Origin of the sequence: Acinetobacter sp. YH16051 (genome assembly GCF_013417135.1) — a bacterium.
Taxonomy (GTDB): Bacteria; Pseudomonadota; Gammaproteobacteria; order Pseudomonadales; family Moraxellaceae; genus Acinetobacter; species Acinetobacter towneri.
Genome location: NZ_VPEN01000004.1, coordinates 19681 through 35399 on the forward strand (window position 1 = coordinate 19681; position 15719 = coordinate 35399).

At 41.5% G+C, this 15719-nt stretch carries 15 protein-coding genes; 5 read left to right on the forward strand and 10 right to left on the reverse strand.

Annotated features, from left to right (window positions below):
- Positions 1-120 precede the first annotated feature (120 nt).
- Both FTV41_RS04795 and coq7 read left to right on the forward strand, forming a co-directional pair.
- Positions 121-1440, forward strand: a complete 1320-nt coding sequence (locus FTV41_RS04795; protein ID WP_154320692.1) for an MFS transporter — start codon at positions 121-123, stop codon at positions 1438-1440.
- Positions 1441-1444: 4 nt separating this feature from the next.
- Positions 1445-2080: a 2-polyprenyl-3-methyl-6-methoxy-1,4-benzoquinone monooxygenase gene (gene coq7 / locus FTV41_RS04800; RefSeq protein WP_004973212.1), complete on the forward strand. Its 636-nt coding sequence runs from the start codon at positions 1445-1447 to the stop codon at positions 2078-2080.
- A gap of 315 nt (positions 2081-2395) precedes the next feature.
- On the opposite strand, the gene FTV41_RS04805 is transcribed toward coq7, so the two are convergent.
- The 8 genes from FTV41_RS04805 to FTV41_RS04840 form a co-directional block, all read right to left on the reverse strand.
- Positions 2396-2833, reverse strand: a complete 438-nt coding sequence (locus FTV41_RS04805) for a 2-amino-4-hydroxy-6-hydroxymethyldihydropteridine diphosphokinase (RefSeq protein WP_179995121.1) — start codon at positions 2831-2833, stop codon at positions 2396-2398.
- Positions 2790-3170: a dihydroneopterin aldolase gene (gene folB, locus FTV41_RS04810; protein WP_004973210.1), complete on the reverse strand. Its 381-nt coding sequence runs from the start codon at positions 3168-3170 to the stop codon at positions 2790-2792. The genes FTV41_RS04805 and folB overlap by 44 nt, the downstream gene beginning before the upstream one ends.
- Positions 3171-3322: 152 nt before the next feature.
- Complete coding sequence (locus tag FTV41_RS04815) at positions 3323-4621, reverse strand: AarF/ABC1/UbiB kinase family protein (protein ID WP_026438367.1); 1299 nt, start codon at positions 4619-4621, stop codon at positions 3323-3325.
- Between the two features lie 58 nt (positions 4622-4679).
- Positions 4680-5408: a HesA/MoeB/ThiF family protein gene (locus tag FTV41_RS04820; RefSeq protein WP_096900943.1), complete on the reverse strand. Its 729-nt coding sequence runs from the start codon at positions 5406-5408 to the stop codon at positions 4680-4682.
- Between the two features lie 163 nt (positions 5409-5571).
- Positions 5572-6234: a hypothetical protein gene (locus FTV41_RS04825; protein ID WP_179996205.1), complete on the reverse strand. Its 663-nt coding sequence runs from the start codon at positions 6232-6234 to the stop codon at positions 5572-5574.
- Positions 6235-6537: 303 nt separating this feature from the next.
- Positions 6538-8184 (reverse strand): AMP-binding protein, encoded by a 1647-nt coding sequence (locus FTV41_RS04830; protein ID WP_179996206.1) that lies wholly within the window; start codon positions 8182-8184, stop codon positions 6538-6540.
- Between the two features lie 276 nt (positions 8185-8460).
- A complete protein-coding gene (locus FTV41_RS04835) occupies positions 8461-9597 on the reverse strand; it encodes an acyl-CoA dehydrogenase family protein (RefSeq protein WP_179996207.1) in 1137 nt (378 codons plus the stop codon).
- A gap of 148 nt (positions 9598-9745) precedes the next feature.
- Positions 9746-10516, reverse strand: a complete 771-nt coding sequence (locus FTV41_RS04840) for a 3-hydroxyacyl-CoA dehydrogenase (RefSeq protein WP_004973201.1) — start codon at positions 10514-10516, stop codon at positions 9746-9748.
- A gap of 142 nt (positions 10517-10658) precedes the next feature.
- Here FTV41_RS04840 and FTV41_RS04845 point away from each other — a divergent pair, with 142 nt between their 5' ends.
- From FTV41_RS04845 to FTV41_RS04855, 3 genes are all read left to right on the forward strand, one after another.
- Positions 10659-11684, forward strand: a complete 1026-nt coding sequence (locus FTV41_RS04845) for an AraC family transcriptional regulator (RefSeq protein WP_178865887.1) — start codon at positions 10659-10661, stop codon at positions 11682-11684.
- 260 nt (positions 11685-11944) lie between these two features.
- Positions 11945-12295 carry a hypothetical protein gene (locus tag FTV41_RS04850; RefSeq protein ID WP_104852119.1) on the forward strand — a complete coding sequence of 117 codons (351 nt, stop codon included), beginning with the start codon at positions 11945-11947 and terminating at the stop codon, positions 12293-12295.
- Between the two features lie 203 nt (positions 12296-12498).
- Positions 12499-13410 carry a bestrophin family protein gene (locus FTV41_RS04855; protein ID WP_004973196.1) on the forward strand — a complete coding sequence of 304 codons (912 nt, stop codon included), beginning with the start codon at positions 12499-12501 and terminating at the stop codon, positions 13408-13410.
- Between the two features lie 114 nt (positions 13411-13524).
- Here the strand turns inward: FTV41_RS04855 and prmC are convergent, their stop codons facing one another.
- Positions 13525-14355, reverse strand: coding sequence for a peptide chain release factor N(5)-glutamine methyltransferase (gene prmC / locus FTV41_RS04860; protein ID WP_167846066.1), 831 nt, complete (start codon positions 14353-14355; stop codon positions 13525-13527).
- Positions 14355-15443, reverse strand: coding sequence for a peptide chain release factor 1 (gene prfA, locus FTV41_RS04865; protein WP_004973192.1), 1089 nt, complete (start codon positions 15441-15443; stop codon positions 14355-14357). Before prfA ends, prmC begins: the two co-directional genes overlap by 1 nt.
- Between the last annotated feature and the right edge of the window lie 276 nt (positions 15444-15719).

Below are 15719 nucleotides of genomic sequence, written 5' to 3' on the forward strand. Positions count from 1 at the left end.
AAACACCAATTTATTTGATTTTTTCATCAGTGAAAAGACTTGAAACATCATACATGATTTTCTGTACTATTATATCAAGCGGTCACATTTCTTAATAAAACTAAACGAAGTTAATCACGCATGGAAAAAAATGAACATTTGTTGAGGAGTCGTCGCTTTTTGCCGACGTTTCTCACTCAATTTTTTGGCGCACTCAATGATAACGTGTATAAACAAGCGCTGCTTTTAGTCTTTACCTATGGTCTGATTAGCCAGCAATCTGCAAATGTCAGCACCTTGAATAATTTAGCAGCCTTGTTGTTTATTTTGCCGTATTTTATTTTTTCTGCCACCGCAGGACAATTGGCAGACAAGTATGAACGCGCTCAATTGGTACGTGCCATCAAACTGCTTGAAATTATCATCATGCTGATTGGTACCGTTGGTTTTATTTTAGGAAATTTGTGGCTATTGCTGATTGCCTTATTTTTAATGGGCGCACAATCGACCTTTTTTGGCCCAATCAAATATGCCATTTTGCCTGAAGTACTCAAACCGCATGAACTGATGTCGGGCAATGCAATTTTCCAGTCAGGTACATCCATTGCAATTTTATTGGGGATGATTTTAGGCGGTGCAGTGATTTCGGTATCTGCAGGCAATTTAGTCTGGATTAGCTTAACTGTGGTGATTATTGCACTAATTGGTTATGCCTCAAGTCGTTTTGTGCTGACGCAGCGCGTCACGGCACCCGAGATTGAAATTGACTGGAATTTTTTCCGCACCAGTTTCCAGACTTTAAAATATGCCAAAAGCCTGCCGATGATTTTTTTGATCTTACTTGGAAACTCTTGGTATTGGTTTTATGGGGCAACGTATTTAACCCAAATTCCACAACTCACTCAACAAAACTTGCATGCTTCTGAAAACGTGGTGAGTTTATTACTGACGCTCTTTTCTGTCGGTATCGGTGTGGGTTCTTTGCTCTGCCGTAAAATAGGCGGTACAGACGTTAATATTAAAATGGTGCCTATTGGCGCAGTCGGTTTAACCGTCTTTGCTTTTTATTTGGCAGGCGCATTGGCTTTTGTACCAGAAAAAACAGGCGCACTACTGGGCTTAGCCGAAGTCTTTCAGCAAGGCTGGAGTTATTATCATGTCATGTGTGCAGTCACTTTACTGGGCATTAGTGGCGGTTTTTACATTGTGCCCTTGTATGCCATGATGCAAGCCTATTCCCCTCGCTCGCACCGCGCACGTGTGGTCGCAGCCAACAATATTTTAAATGCGGTATTTATGGTGTCATCTGCCATTTTTTCGATTTTAATTTTAAGCATTTTAAAAATTGATTTAAAAATTTTATTTAGTATTACGGCTGTTTTAAGTGCTGTTTTCACCTTTTGGCTCTTGTTAAAGCTCAAGCCAATGTTAGATACTGCACAGGACTCTTTGGAGGATTAATTTCATGCGTCATTACACAGGCATCGACAAGTTTATTCATTCATTTGACCAAGCCTTGCGTAGTTTAGTACCTGGCACAACTTCGGCTCAACGTGAAAACCCAGGCAATACGGTTGAAACCAAATTGGCAGTGAGTGAAGCACGTCATGTTGCAGGCTTAATGCGAGTAAACCATAGTGGTGAAGTCTGTGCACAAGCCTTATATCACGGTCAGGCTTTAACTGCGAAATTGCCCAATGTACGTCGTGAAATGGAACAGGCTGCAATTGAAGAACAAGACCATTTGGCGTGGTGCGAAGACCGCTTAAAAGAGTTAGACAGTCACACCAGTTTGCTTAATCCTGTATGGTATGGCTTGTCTTTTGGGATGGGTGCAATTGCAGGTATTGCGGGCGATAAATACAGTTTGGGTTTTGTGGCAGAAACTGAACGTCAAGTCAGCTTGCATTTAGAACATCATATTAGCCAATTGCCTGAACAAGATGATCGTTCACGTAAAATTCTAGTCCAAATGAATGAAGATGAATTGCATCATCGCGATACGGCGCTCAAAGCAGGTGGTGTAGATTTGCCTGTACCTGTACGTTTGACCATGACTGCGATTTCCAAGCTCATGACCAAGACCAGTTATTATATTTAATGAATTGATAACACTTAAACGCTCACAATTGTGGGCGTTTTTTTATGTCATTGGAATAGAAAACATCTCGATTAAAACGATCAAAAAATAACAGAGAAAGAGCCGATCTTGAGTTATCCCAAGATTTATCCGCAGATTTTGTGGATATTTTTTAAGTGCAAAGCCGTATAAATACAGAAAAATATTGTTTTTGATGGTTTTTCATACAAATATATCAGAAAGATATGACACGGTGATGTTAACCGAAACGAGATCACAGATCACAGCCAAAATTTAAAGATGTGTAGTACGAATCTACCCCTTTTATTGGCTGATTTATTCTTCACAACTCACAATTGGGTAGTCATGCTCTGGATGCACAAAAGCCTCATCTTGCCAAATATCCCACATTGGAATTTTAACATCTAAAGCCAGTGGCATTTTTTTCGGATTGAATTGCATTTGAGCTAAATTTTCACCCCACGCAATAATATCAATATCCAGTGGAATGTCATGCGATGGGCGCACACGCCCTGCTGCAACTTCCAATTCCTTAAGGATGACGTTTAGATGCTCAAAGCTTAAACGGCTTTTTAGCAAACAAGCAGAATTCCAATAGTCTGCACCAATTCCATCACGGCATGGAATCAGATAAATGTGCGAAAAATGCACTTCACCCAATGCAGCAATTTGCTGATAGGCATTTTTAAACTGACGCGGTGCTTCGCAGTTACTCGCCAGAGCGAGGGCAAAAATCGTTTCGGTGGCGTTCAAGACGAATTCCTACAGAATTGGCTTCTGGAATAATGGCAGGTTTGCGAATGGTGATGGTAATGGATTCAATGGCGGCAAAAGTCGTAAAAAGTGCATCCAATACCAATTGTGCGGCATGCTCAATCAATTTGGGCGCAGCCTGCTGAATCACTTGCGCTGAAATGCTGCAAATTTCTGCATAATTGAGCGTGTCTTGCAACTCATCTGAAGCTGCAGCTTGGCTTAAATTGGTGGCAATAATCAAATCCAACATAAGCGGTTGTTGAATCTGACGCTCCCATGCAAAACAGCCGACGACTGTTTCTACCTTTAAGCCTTCAATGATAATTGCATCCATGACCACACTCTATATTTCATTTTAAATCCTTCTATCTCTGTCTATTGAAAGGGATATTTGCCGTATTTTAAAGCCACACTGAACTCATAAAACAAAAGATCGGTGGCTTTAAAACATGCAACCAGAAGGCTTGATTCGCCCAATATGGATAATTAATGCTTTAACAACAAATTCGGATCAATGCTTTGTACCATCTGCAATCGTTGATCGGCATAAATATCGGTATAAGGTGCTAAAACGCGCATGAAACGGTCAAAGTACAGCATTTGCTTGAACAGTAAAGCAAAGTCACGCGGGAAACGAATCCCATGACGCTCACCCACAGCAACCATATCGAGCATAATGTCATTTAAATCGGCAGGGTTAGAAGTCAGCAACTCTTGAGGATCGGCCAGCAATACGCCACTAAATAAACGCTCTAAATCTGCTGCCAAAACCTGAGTATCAATTTGCTTGTCGGTCATGCCCATTTTGAGCATATTTTCAGCCATAAGCGTGTAGTTGGTATTTTGTAGAGCATCCATAAAAGCCATACATGCAGTCCACACTTCAGGATTCAGCTGTCCAACAATACCAAAATCAATAAAGCCGACACGCCCATCTTCAAGCAACATCAGGTTGCCTGCGTGTAAATCGGCATGGAAACTGTTACACATCATCAAGCTACCAAACCATGTATTCATGGCAGTAATCAACACTTGCGATGGATCGTTAGATACTTGTTTCACCACGTCAAAATCGGTCAAAGGTACGCCATACAAACGCTGCATGGTCAATACGCGACGGGTGGAATATTGATGATAGACCTTAGGTGCAGTGGCTTTCGTATTTTGGGTTAAATTCAGATAATTAATAAAATCATCTAGGTTACGTGCTTCTTCAATAAAGTCGACTTCACGCACCATACGGGTTTTGATTTCTTCGACAATATCGGCCAATGACGCAAATTTGACTTTAGGTACAGCTTTTTCGAGCAGTTTAGTCGCCCAGTGCAAGACGTTTAAATCGGTATAGAGAATGGTTTCTACACCCGGTTTTTGCACTTTAATCACTACATCTTCGCCACTCACCAATTTTGCAGCATGTACTTGTGCGATAGATGCTGAAGCTAAAGGCTTTTCATCTATTGAGGCAAATATTTCATCTAAATTGCGCCCTGCAAATTCAGATGCCAATACTTGCTGTACATAGCTAAACGGTAAAGTTGGAGTTTGGTCTAAACAACCTTGAAATTCTTCGACATATTCACGTGGGAACAATGACGGTGTACTGGCAATAAACTGCCCAAGTTTAATGTAGGTTGAACCTAAAGATTCAAATGTTTCGCGCATGAGTTTGGCATTACTTGGCTTTTCAGTGGCATATTTAATGCCTGCTTTGGCTGCCACTACGGCAGTTTCACCCATGCGAGCAACTGAACGTAAACCATCTAACCAGATATTATTTTTCATCATGTCTGAGTCATATTAAAGTAGTGAGAGTTTAACAAAAAATTGCCAAGTAAAAAGGCTATCTTGCCTGACAAACTGGACAGTTGTGGTCTTGATCAAACGACAATAAGCGTTGTTTCATGCTTAAACCATCCCAAAGTAATAGCTTTTGTTTCAGCGCGGTGTTGCCTAAACCCAAGTACAATAAGGCATGATGCGCTTGTAAACTGGCCATGACGTTGGGAGTGGTTGCCAATACGCCACTGTCGGCACAGCGCAAACTTTCATTGGCATGTTGTTCTTTCGGGAACAGACATTCATAGCAAGCAGAATCACCTTCGACCATGAACATTTGCCCTTGAAAACCAATGGCAGAGGCACTGAGTAAAGGTACATTCAATTGTCGGCAATATTGATTGACCAAATATCGGGTACTGAAATTATCACAACCATCTAAAACTAGGTCTTGTTGGGCAACTAAAGTGCCTGCATTTTGCGCATCTAACAGCGTGGTTAAACAAACAATCTCGATATAAGGATTAATTTGCATTAATCTTTTTGCGAGAATTTCGGCCTTATAAAAGCCTAAATCTGCGGGGGTATAGGCGATTTGTCGTTGCAAATTACTGGTTTCAATCACATCAGCATCAATCAGAGTGATTTTTCCCACGCCTGCACGTGCAAGTAATTCTGCGCTTAAACAGCCAATCCCGCCACACCCCACAACAAGTACGTTGGCCAGTTTTAATTTTTCTTGGGCTTCAATATCCCAGCCATCCAATAAAATTTGTCGGCTATATAGATGCATTTCTGCATCGCTCAATTCCAACTGAGTATCGAATATGCTTTCCAAGAAAATGCCCTATTCTGCAAAACCAAAACGCCAAGTATAACGGGTATTCAAAGCAAACCGCCATGACGGCGGTTGAATTGTTGCGTATTTGAACAGATGGAGATGTGCAACGACTTGCTTAAAAGTGCATCCGCATGCCTACGTTATAAGTAACGCCATCGGCATCGCCTATATATTCATTATAATAGGCAATTCCACCATTCCAGTAACATGCCGTATTCCCGACTTTGTCTGAGGTTGTCCCATCTTTACAGGTGGTATTCGAGGTGCTGTCATATAACCATTTATAACCGGCAGTGGCGTAAATCGAGAAATCAGGAACAAAGTTCAAACCGACTTCTACGCCCACAGGTAAAGTGACAAAATTGACATCATTGGCAAGCAGCTTTGAACTTGCGCCGCTATAACCTAGACCTGCGTATGTATTGAAATAAAAACCATGATAGCTGATCAGGTTTAAATTCCCGCCCATATTGAATTCATAATAATCCAAATCGTATTCATTGTTTTTTAAGAATTCCAATCTGCCATAAAAACCTGAGCGATGTGGCGTGGTGGAAACACCCAAAGCAAAACCATCTAGTTCTACTGTATCGCCACTGTCAAAATCTGCTTCAAAATTGGCGTATTCGGCAAAGACTGCATAATTTTTTTGTGGCGTTTTTGCTGCTGGATAGCTGGAATAGGCTGTACTTTCAGCAGTTGGCGCTGGGTTCCAGTTTTGTGCATAACTGCCAGAGGCACACAACAGTAAAGCTGCGCCCATCCATATCGACTTCATAAATATCCGCTTTGACGGCTGCGTGAAATTTAAATGAGCTGTTACCATGATGTTCTCCCCCAATATGTATTGCGCTGCCTACATGCTTTTATCGTAATCGAAGTACATGCAGCCTTGTTCATTGTGTCAGCATAAAGTTGAAAATATCACATCACCAATATGATGCACACATTTTCTATCGATTGAGTTCGTGCTTGCATAATCGGGTGGTTTAAATAAAGAATACAGATTTAAAAAAACGCCAATCTGTATGAATGGCGTTTTTCTTATGGCGCAATAATTAACAGGGCCTATTGGCTGAATTTAGCTCACTTTTTTAAAAGCATTTTGTTTTGCAATTTCTTGTTGCTTCAATAAATTACGCTGAATTTTTCCACTGGATGTTTTAGGCAAACTGCTGACAAATTCAATTTCTTTAGGATAGGCATGTTTCGATAAGCGTGAACGCACATACTGTTGCAGCTTTTCCTGCAATGCAGTGCTTGGTTGATATTGATTTTTTAACACCACAAAGGCTTTTACCACTTCTGTACGCTCTGGGTCTCGCTTACCAATTACTGCGGATTCAAGCACTTCCTCACATTCAAGCAAAGTACTTTCTACATCAAAAGGCCCGACACGATAACCCGAAGTTGTAATGACATCGTCTGCACGACCAATAAAATCAATCCCACCAAATTCATTTAAACGTACCGTATCACCCGTTAAATAATACTGTCCCACAAATGATTTACGGTCATCCCCATCGTAACCTTTGAACCACATTAAAGGCGATTGTGATTCATCCAGTGCAAGTGTGCCAATTTCGCCGTGAGCGACTTCCTGATGCTGTGCATTTAAAACCGCGAAACGATGTCCGGGAATAGCATAACCCGCAGAACCTACTTTTTTCTGATGTTCCAGTGCATGATGATTGGCAATCACCATCCCCAATTCGGTTTGTCCATATTGATCATAAATATTGACTTGTAAATCATGCTTAAACCAATGAATCACTTCTGGTGTGAGCGGCTCGCCTGCACTGCTAACCACACGCAGATGTCGTTGAATATCACCATCAAACTTTTCTTTAAAACCAAAGAACATTCTAAATGCGGTTGGTGAACCTGTTAAATTACTCACCTGATATTTACGGATAATTTCCAGTGCATGATCAACACTAAATGGACGTTCATCCATAATAATGCTATGCCCCAAACTCAGTGGCCCTGTAATACCGTAATACAAGCCATAAGCCCAACCAGGGTCGGCTAAATTCCAAAATGAATCTTCTGCTCTTAAATCGACTGCATGCTGCATATAACCTTTAAATGCCACAATGGCTTTTAAAGGCACAGGTACAGATTTAGCTAAACCCGTAGTGCCTGATGTAAACATCATCAGAAAATCATCTTCAAAACTGCGATACACGGTTTCAAAGTAGGTGTCTTGAGTGCTTAGAACTTGCCAAAAATCTGTATCATGGTTTTGAGCTTGATTTGCTGCGTCCACAGTTAAAATTTTCACATTAGACAAGGCATTTAGTTTTGGACGCTGCTCAGTATTGGTCACAATGAGCTGCGTCTTTGCAGTTTGAATACGGTGCTCAATCGCTTTAGATTCAAAGGCTGTAAATAAAGGCTGATACACTGCCCCAATGCGCCATGTGGCAAAAACCGTAATTAACAATTCAGGCGTACGCGGCAATAATCCTGCAATACAATCACCTGCTTTTAAGCCCAGTTGAGTAAAATAATTTGCCAATTTTCCAGATGCTTCTGCCAGTTGATCAAATGTCCACGATGCAGTTTGACCGTGTTTGCCTTCCCAAATTAAGGCAGTTTGTTGAATACCCGTATAGCGTCCGCAACATTCTTCATAGGCATTAAGTGCCGTTGGCGTTCCTGCCAATTGGGTTTGAATCAGTTGCTCAATATCAAACTGTTGATATGCCTCTTGCAAAGTTTTCATTCTTTTAAGCTCCGTCTTAAACTGATGACACTGCAATTCATTTGCAGCAATATGCGTTATTGTTTTAACCGTTTTTACAAGTTAGGATTGAATCGCTCTTTAAAATTTAAATTAGGTTTGCTGTGTTGAAGTCGATCATGCAACGCAATCACGACATGATCTTCGCGTATTTTTCAATCAAGTTAGCTAAACATGATTTGAACATTTTCTCAATTTCCACATCCTGCAATAACCTTGCAAGCTTTGGACACCGACTAAAGTTTTAGATACTCAGCTTTAACGCTTAGTCACTTCACGTGCAATCACCAAACGCTGAATATCGGATGCACCTTCATAAATTTGGCTAACGCGCACATCGCGGTAAATACGTTCAACTGGGAAATCAGATACATAGCCATAGCCCCCATGTATTTGAATCGCATCTGAACACACACGCTCTGCCATGGTTGAAGCAAAAAGCTTGGCCATAGATGCTTCTTTTAAACACGGTAAGCCTGCATCTTTGAGGCTTGCGGCATGTAGAATAAGCTGTCGTGCAGCTTCAATCTGTGTTGCCATATCTGCCAAGCGAAACGCGACTGCCTGATGTTGCACAATTTCAACTCCAAAAGCTTTACGCTCATTGGCATAGTCCACGGCTGCATCTAAAGCTGCTCGCGCCATACCCACCGATTGCGCGGCAATACCAATACGCCCCGACTCTAAATTAGAGAGTGCAATTTTGTAGCCTTCACCTTCTTGCCCCAATAGGTTTTCTGCAGGAATACGGCAGTTTTCCAACACGATGGTGGCGGTATCGGAACAGTGCTGTCCCATTTTGTCTTCTAAACGTGCCACGATATAACCTGGTGTGTTCGTCGGGACTAAAAAGCAGGAAATGCCTTTTTTACCCGCAGTTTTGTCCGTTACAACAAAAACTAAAGCAACATCTGCATATTTGCCTGTGGTGATAAACTGCTTGGTGCCATTTAAAACCCAATCCTCGCCATCTTTTTCAGCTTTACATTCAATCGCGCTGGCATCAGAGCCGACTTGTGGTTCAGTTAAACAAAAGCAGCCTAACCATTCGCCTGTTGCCAGTTTAGTTAAATATTTTTGTTTTTGCGCCTCTGTGCCGTAGCGTTGTGTAATTCCGCATGGCAATGAGTTTTGCACACTCACAATCGTTGAAATTGCACCATCACCCACAGCAATTTCTTCTAAGGCTAAAACGAGAGATACATAATCTAAACCTGCACCGCCCCATTCTTCTGCAACGGTCATGCCCAAAGCACCTAGCTCACCCAGTTCTTTTAACTCCTTTGCAGGGAATTCAGCAGTTTTATCACGTGCCGCTGCAGTTGGTTTAAGCTTTTCCTGTGCATAACTGCGCAGCATATCCTGAATCATTTTTTGTTCATGGCTTAAAATCATGGTGACCCTCTGTTTATATGGTAGATGTTGTTTTTGTCAGGAATGCGCGCAACATCCTTGTGCTGTATTGCAACGGTTTTTTAGTATCCAGTTTTTCAATACTTGAATTTTTGCTTAGGCTATTTTATGGATATAGCATCGTCATAACTTATTTCGGTTGCATACGAATTGCGCCATCCAAACGAATCACTTCACCGTTTAAATAACCATTTTCAAAAATATGACCCACCAATTGCGCAAATTCTTCAGGCTTTGCCAAACGTGGTGGAAATGGCACCATTTGCCCTAAAGCATCTTGCACATGCTGTGGAAATGCTTTCAGCATCGGGGTTTCCATAATACCAGGGGCAATCGTCATCACCCGAATGGCTTCACGTGCCAATTCACGTGCCAAAGGCAGCGTCATCCCCACAATTGCACCTTTCGATGCAGAATACGCACTTTGTCCAATCTGCCCATCAAATGCTGCAACCGAAGCAGTATTCACAATCACACCACGCTCTTCTTCATCGGCGGCTAAGTCATATTTCGCCATCAGTTGTGCCGCAAAACGGATCATATTAAAACTGCCCGTGACATTAATATTCAGCACTTTTTGGAACATTGCCAAATCATGCAAACCATCACGTCCCAAGACTTTAGCAGACGGTGCAATGCCTGCACAATTCACCAAGCCATTTAACTGTCCGTATTTTTGCTCAATATGGTTAAAAAGCTGCTGTACTTGGTTTTCATCGGTCACGTCTACAGCTACGAAGTCTGCATTTTCGCCCAATTGCTGTTGAAGCTGCTGCCCAAGTTCTTGATTCATATCAACCAAAATAACTTTTGCACCTTGCGCAACTAAATGTTGTGCAGTCGCAGCGCCTAAACCCGATGCACCACCCGTGACCACACAGACTTTTCCTTGAATTTTCATTTTATTTTCCTTATAAATTTTCAGGTTGATACAACTTAAGAAACAGATTAATCACACTCAAGCTAGAGTACAATTTCCAAACCCTGCATCGACTATGATGTATTTGAACACTCAACTTGTAAATGGAATACCACGCCATCCCATGAATGCAACTCAGCTCACTTACAGCAAAGGTACAATTTCAATTGCTTTAGTCCATGAAGCTTTGCATACTGCACAGCAACGCGGTATGGATACGCATGCGATTTTGCAGACGGCGGGTATTCCTGCAGAGCTGTTACATTCCAACAAAGCGAGGGTGTCAATTCTGCAATATGGTCAATTGTGGATTGCACTGGCAGATGCCATGAACGATGAATTTTTTGGCATGGACAGCCATGCTATGCGTCGTGGCAGTTATCAACTCTTGTCTAAATGGGTGTACCAAGCAGAGCATTTAAAGGCCGCATTACAGGACATTTTAAATTTCTTTAATTTAATACTGGATGATTTTTCAGGTGAATTAAACGTAGATGGTGAATATGCAATCTTAACCATTCACGATAAAGATCAAGTGAAACCGATGTTTAGTTATGCCACTTATTTAATGCTGATTCATGGCTTGATGTGCTGGCTGACAGGACAACGTATCGCTATTTTAAACATGCAACTCAAATGTGCTGCCCCGCAGGATGATGCTGATTATCGTGTCCGTTTCTGTGATGAAATTGAATATGCGTGTACAGCGCATAAGATTTATTTTGAGGCAAAACATCTTGATTTAAAAATCAAGCAGGATAAAAAAAGTTGGAAACGCTTTTTAAAACAAACACCTTTTAACCTTTTGGTGCGTTATAAAAACCCACATGCGCTGAGTCATAAAATCCGTAAACAATTAATGCGATTGCCGCCGAGTGAGTGGTTAGAACTGAACGAATTAACCCAACATTTCAATATGTCTGAAGCGACGTTCCAACGGCGTTTAAAGCAGGAAGGCACCAGCTATCAGCAATTAAAAAATGAAATCCGTCGAGATACGGCAATTGAATTGTTGAGCAAAACCCAACAATCACTTCAGGAAATTAGCGATCAATTAAATTTCCATGATCCTAGCGCTTTTCATCGTGCCTTTAAAAAATGGACTGGGGTCAATCCTGGTGCATATCGACAATATACCGAAAGCTCATAATTGAAAGCTCATAATTGCGTGACTTATCACCTACTACTCAGCCACTATTTTGTGTATTTTACAAACAACTTAATTATAAAAGAAAACTCATCGCTGTGATTTCAAGGTTGAGAAGTGAACTGGACGTTCATCGGCACTGCATTGTCAAAGTATTAAATTTAGTTTACTTTTCAATCAATTTAAAGCATAAATTTTATGCAATTCGGCTGTCATACTCCCCCTGTAATATTAAATGTACGAGCATCTTTGGAGGTTTCCCCATGCTTAAGATGATGGATGTACTTGAACACAATCTAGTTCAAAATTTCTCTCACTCCCTCAACCAAGCTTCTGACCAATTAGATGAATTACTCAATCAAAGTATTCTAAATACCTCAGAAGAACAGTTACGCAATGTCATGTCTGCGTTTTTCAAACGTGAAGATGCACTTGAAGCAGCGCAAGCCCTAGATATTTGCCAAGAAGATTTACAATCTTTACAAGCAGGTTTAGCACTCAAAGATGAACACCTGTGCGATACCGCTAAAATTGTTGCACTATGTTTAGCTTTAGAAACAGACAGTTTGGCACAAGTTGAAATTCCAGACTGTTTGCAAGATTACCCGATGTAAGCTAAAACTTTGAGCATTCAGTTGCTGAAAGTATTTAAAAAGTGATGTCTTCATGGCATCACTTTTTTATTGGCTGTTGCAATAATAAATAAGAAAAATTGACTTTAAGCCGCTTGCTGCTTTTTGAATCAAAAGCTAGCTATCATCTTGCCAAGCGTTGTTTGTCTATGAAACACTAAGGACAGCTTCAAGGATGCATCAAGATGATTATTCGCAATAAAAACAACAGTTTTACCCTACTGTTTGCATGGTATGGGACAATTTTACCCACGGTCTTACCTGCACTTGCAATTGTGGTCTTCCTTTCTACGGTCTTAGTGTATTTGTCTTCTCACCACTTTTTTCAAGTGCCGAGCGTACCAGCCATTGGCTTTACCATTTTCGGTATTATTTTGTCTATTTTCCTCAGTTTTAGAAATAACGCCAGTTATGAACGTTGGTGGGAAGGTCGAAAATTGTGGGGGACGTTAATTGCAACATCACGGCATATTTCACGTGACTCATACGTACTGCCAGATCAACAGCGTCGGGTCTTGATGTATCGGGTCATGTTGTTTAGTAATTTATTGCGTAACCGTTTACGCAATCAAAACCAACCTATCGATTTTTATCAAAACAAAGTCAACCTCACATCTGCAGATTATGAAGCATTATTTCCGCATATTAATGCCGCACAGTTTATTTTAGAAAGCATTCAAAAAGAGTTAGTCAGCGCACTGAAAACAGGTGAAATTTCCGATATTATTTATCAAGGCTTGAATCAACATATTGTTGAATTGGGTAATGTGCAAGCAGGTTGCGATCGAATTCTCAGCACACCCTTGCCTTTTTCTTATTCAGTCTTGTTGCACCGCACTGTGTATTGCTTCTGCTTTATTCTGCCTTTTAGTTTAGAAGCAAGTTTAGGAATCTGGACACCAATTTTGGTGGGTTTAATTGCCTATTTATTCTTAGGTTTAGATGCTCTCAGCGAACAACTTGAAGAACCTTTTGGCCTGCAAGACAATGATTTACCGCTCAACTCCATGGTGCGATTAATTGAACGGGAAATGCTGAGTTCACTTGGCGAAGAACTGCCACCTGCAATTTTGGCAGTGAAAGGCAACCTAAGCTGACATCAGTTGAGTTGAGGCTCATAAATTGGTCTTGCACTTAAACTTTGCTAATCATTCGTCTATGTTTGCAAGCTGATAAATAGATCTCACAAGATTTTTAACTGATATAACACATCAGCCAGCAAGCCATTGTGCTAAAGTCACCCGATCATTGCCTGCATAATCTTTGACTGTACGAATGTCAGAAAAACCGTGTTCTGCAAAAATCGCTTGCACTGCTAAAGCTTGGTCATAGCCATGCTCTAGTGCAATCCATCCATTTGCTTTCAGCCAGTGCTTACCCTGCGAAATAATCTGCAGAATATCTGCCAAACCCTGATCTGCTGCCACCAATGCACGTTCAGGCTCTGCTGCCAAAGCAGACATGTGTGCATCATTAGCATCTATATACGGCGGATTAGATACAATTAAATCAAAACGTGGCTCGGCTGCTGAACCCAATGCCTCAAACCATGCACCACGGGCAAATTGCACCTGATTTAAAGCATGCTTGCTTGCATTTTCTTGAGCAACTGCAAGCGTTGGCAGGTAAATATCGGTTGCGGTTACCTGCCAATCTGGACGTTCAGATGCTAAAGCCAAAGCAATCGCCCCTGTACCTGTGCCTAAATCGACAATTACAGCATCACGTTGTAATGACAAAGCCAACACAGTTTCGACCAAAACCTCGGTATCAGGACGTGGCACCAAAGTATCGTGCGTGACTTTTAAATCCAGTGTCCAAAATGGCTGTGAACCTGTGATATACGCCAAAGGCTCGCCTGCTGCTATACGTGCCAAAGCCTGCACATACATCTGCTCTTGCGCGGCACTCAATTCCTGATCTGCACGATATTTTAATTCAAGCGCACTGAGTCCTAAAAAATGCTCTAACAACCAAATATTTTCTTGACGCTCATAGCTATCGACTTCACCACGTAGCGCCAAGGCTTGCGCAATATTCATTAACCACCGTTTTGCTGAGCAAGCATCGCCAACTGATCTGCCTGATATTCACGATGCAGACTATCTAGTAGTTCAGTTAAATCACCTTCCATCACCGCATCCAACTTATATAAAGTCAGGTTAATACGATGATCTGTCATACGTCCTTGCGGATAGTTATAGGTACGAATACGCTCAGAACGGTCACCCGAACCCACCAAATCACGACGCATTTCTGAAGTTGCTGCATCTGCTGCAGCACGTTTGGCATTTTCCAAACGTGATGCCAACAACGCCATCGCTTTCGCTTTGTTTTTATGCTGTGAACGCTCTTCCTGACATTCCACCACAGTACCCGTCGGAATGTGGGTTATACGCACTGCAGAGTCGGTTTTGTTAACGTGCTGACCACCCGCACCCGAAGCACGATAGGTATCGATACGCAAATCGGCAGGGTTAATATCTACCGTGGTGTCTACATCTACTTCAGGTAAAATTGCCACAGTACACGCTGATGTATGCACACGACCTTGCGATTCAGTCGCAGGAACACGTTGCACACGATGCGCACCACTTTCAAACTTCAAACGGCCATACACGCCTTCGCCATTCACCAAGCAAATGACTTCTTTATATCCGCCGTGTTCACCTTCATTTTCAGATAAAATTTCGATTCTCCAGCCCTGACTTTCGGCATATTTGCTATACATGCGGAATAAGTCACCCGAGAAAATCGCGGCTTCATCGCCACCTGTCCCTGCGCGAATCTCCAAATAAGCCGAGTTGGCATCATTCGGGTCTTTTGGAATCATTAAAATATTTAAGTCAGCTTCAAGTTGCTGAATCAGCGCTTTATTGTCTTTAATTTCTTCTTGCGCCATTTCCTTAAAGTCAGGATCAGACAACATTGCTTCGGCTGTTTCAATATCGGCTTCGGCTTGTGTGTATTGTGACCACACTGCCGTAATTTCGTCTAAATCACTGTGTTCACGTGATAATTGACGAAAACGCTTGTTATCTGAAATCACTTCAACATCTGCCAACAAAGCAGTCAATTCTTCATGGCGGTCAGAAAGCTGATCTAATCGTAAACGTAACGATTCTTTCATTGTTTAAAAAATCTCAATGCAAAGGCTGTTACATGCAACACGCAGCACAGCGAAATTAAAAATTGCGCATAGTTTACCGATTCTACCACCCAAATAACATCATTATTAAGTCTGTACGATGTTTGAAATGCCTATCTGCAGATGTTCTAGCAGTATTTCTGCTTGATGATGCTGTGCATTGCGGTGAATGTACAACTCACCAAGTACCGCAATTAGCATCCGCATTTGGACATTTTTTTAGCAATTTTAATCAAACTCATACAAAGCCCACACCAA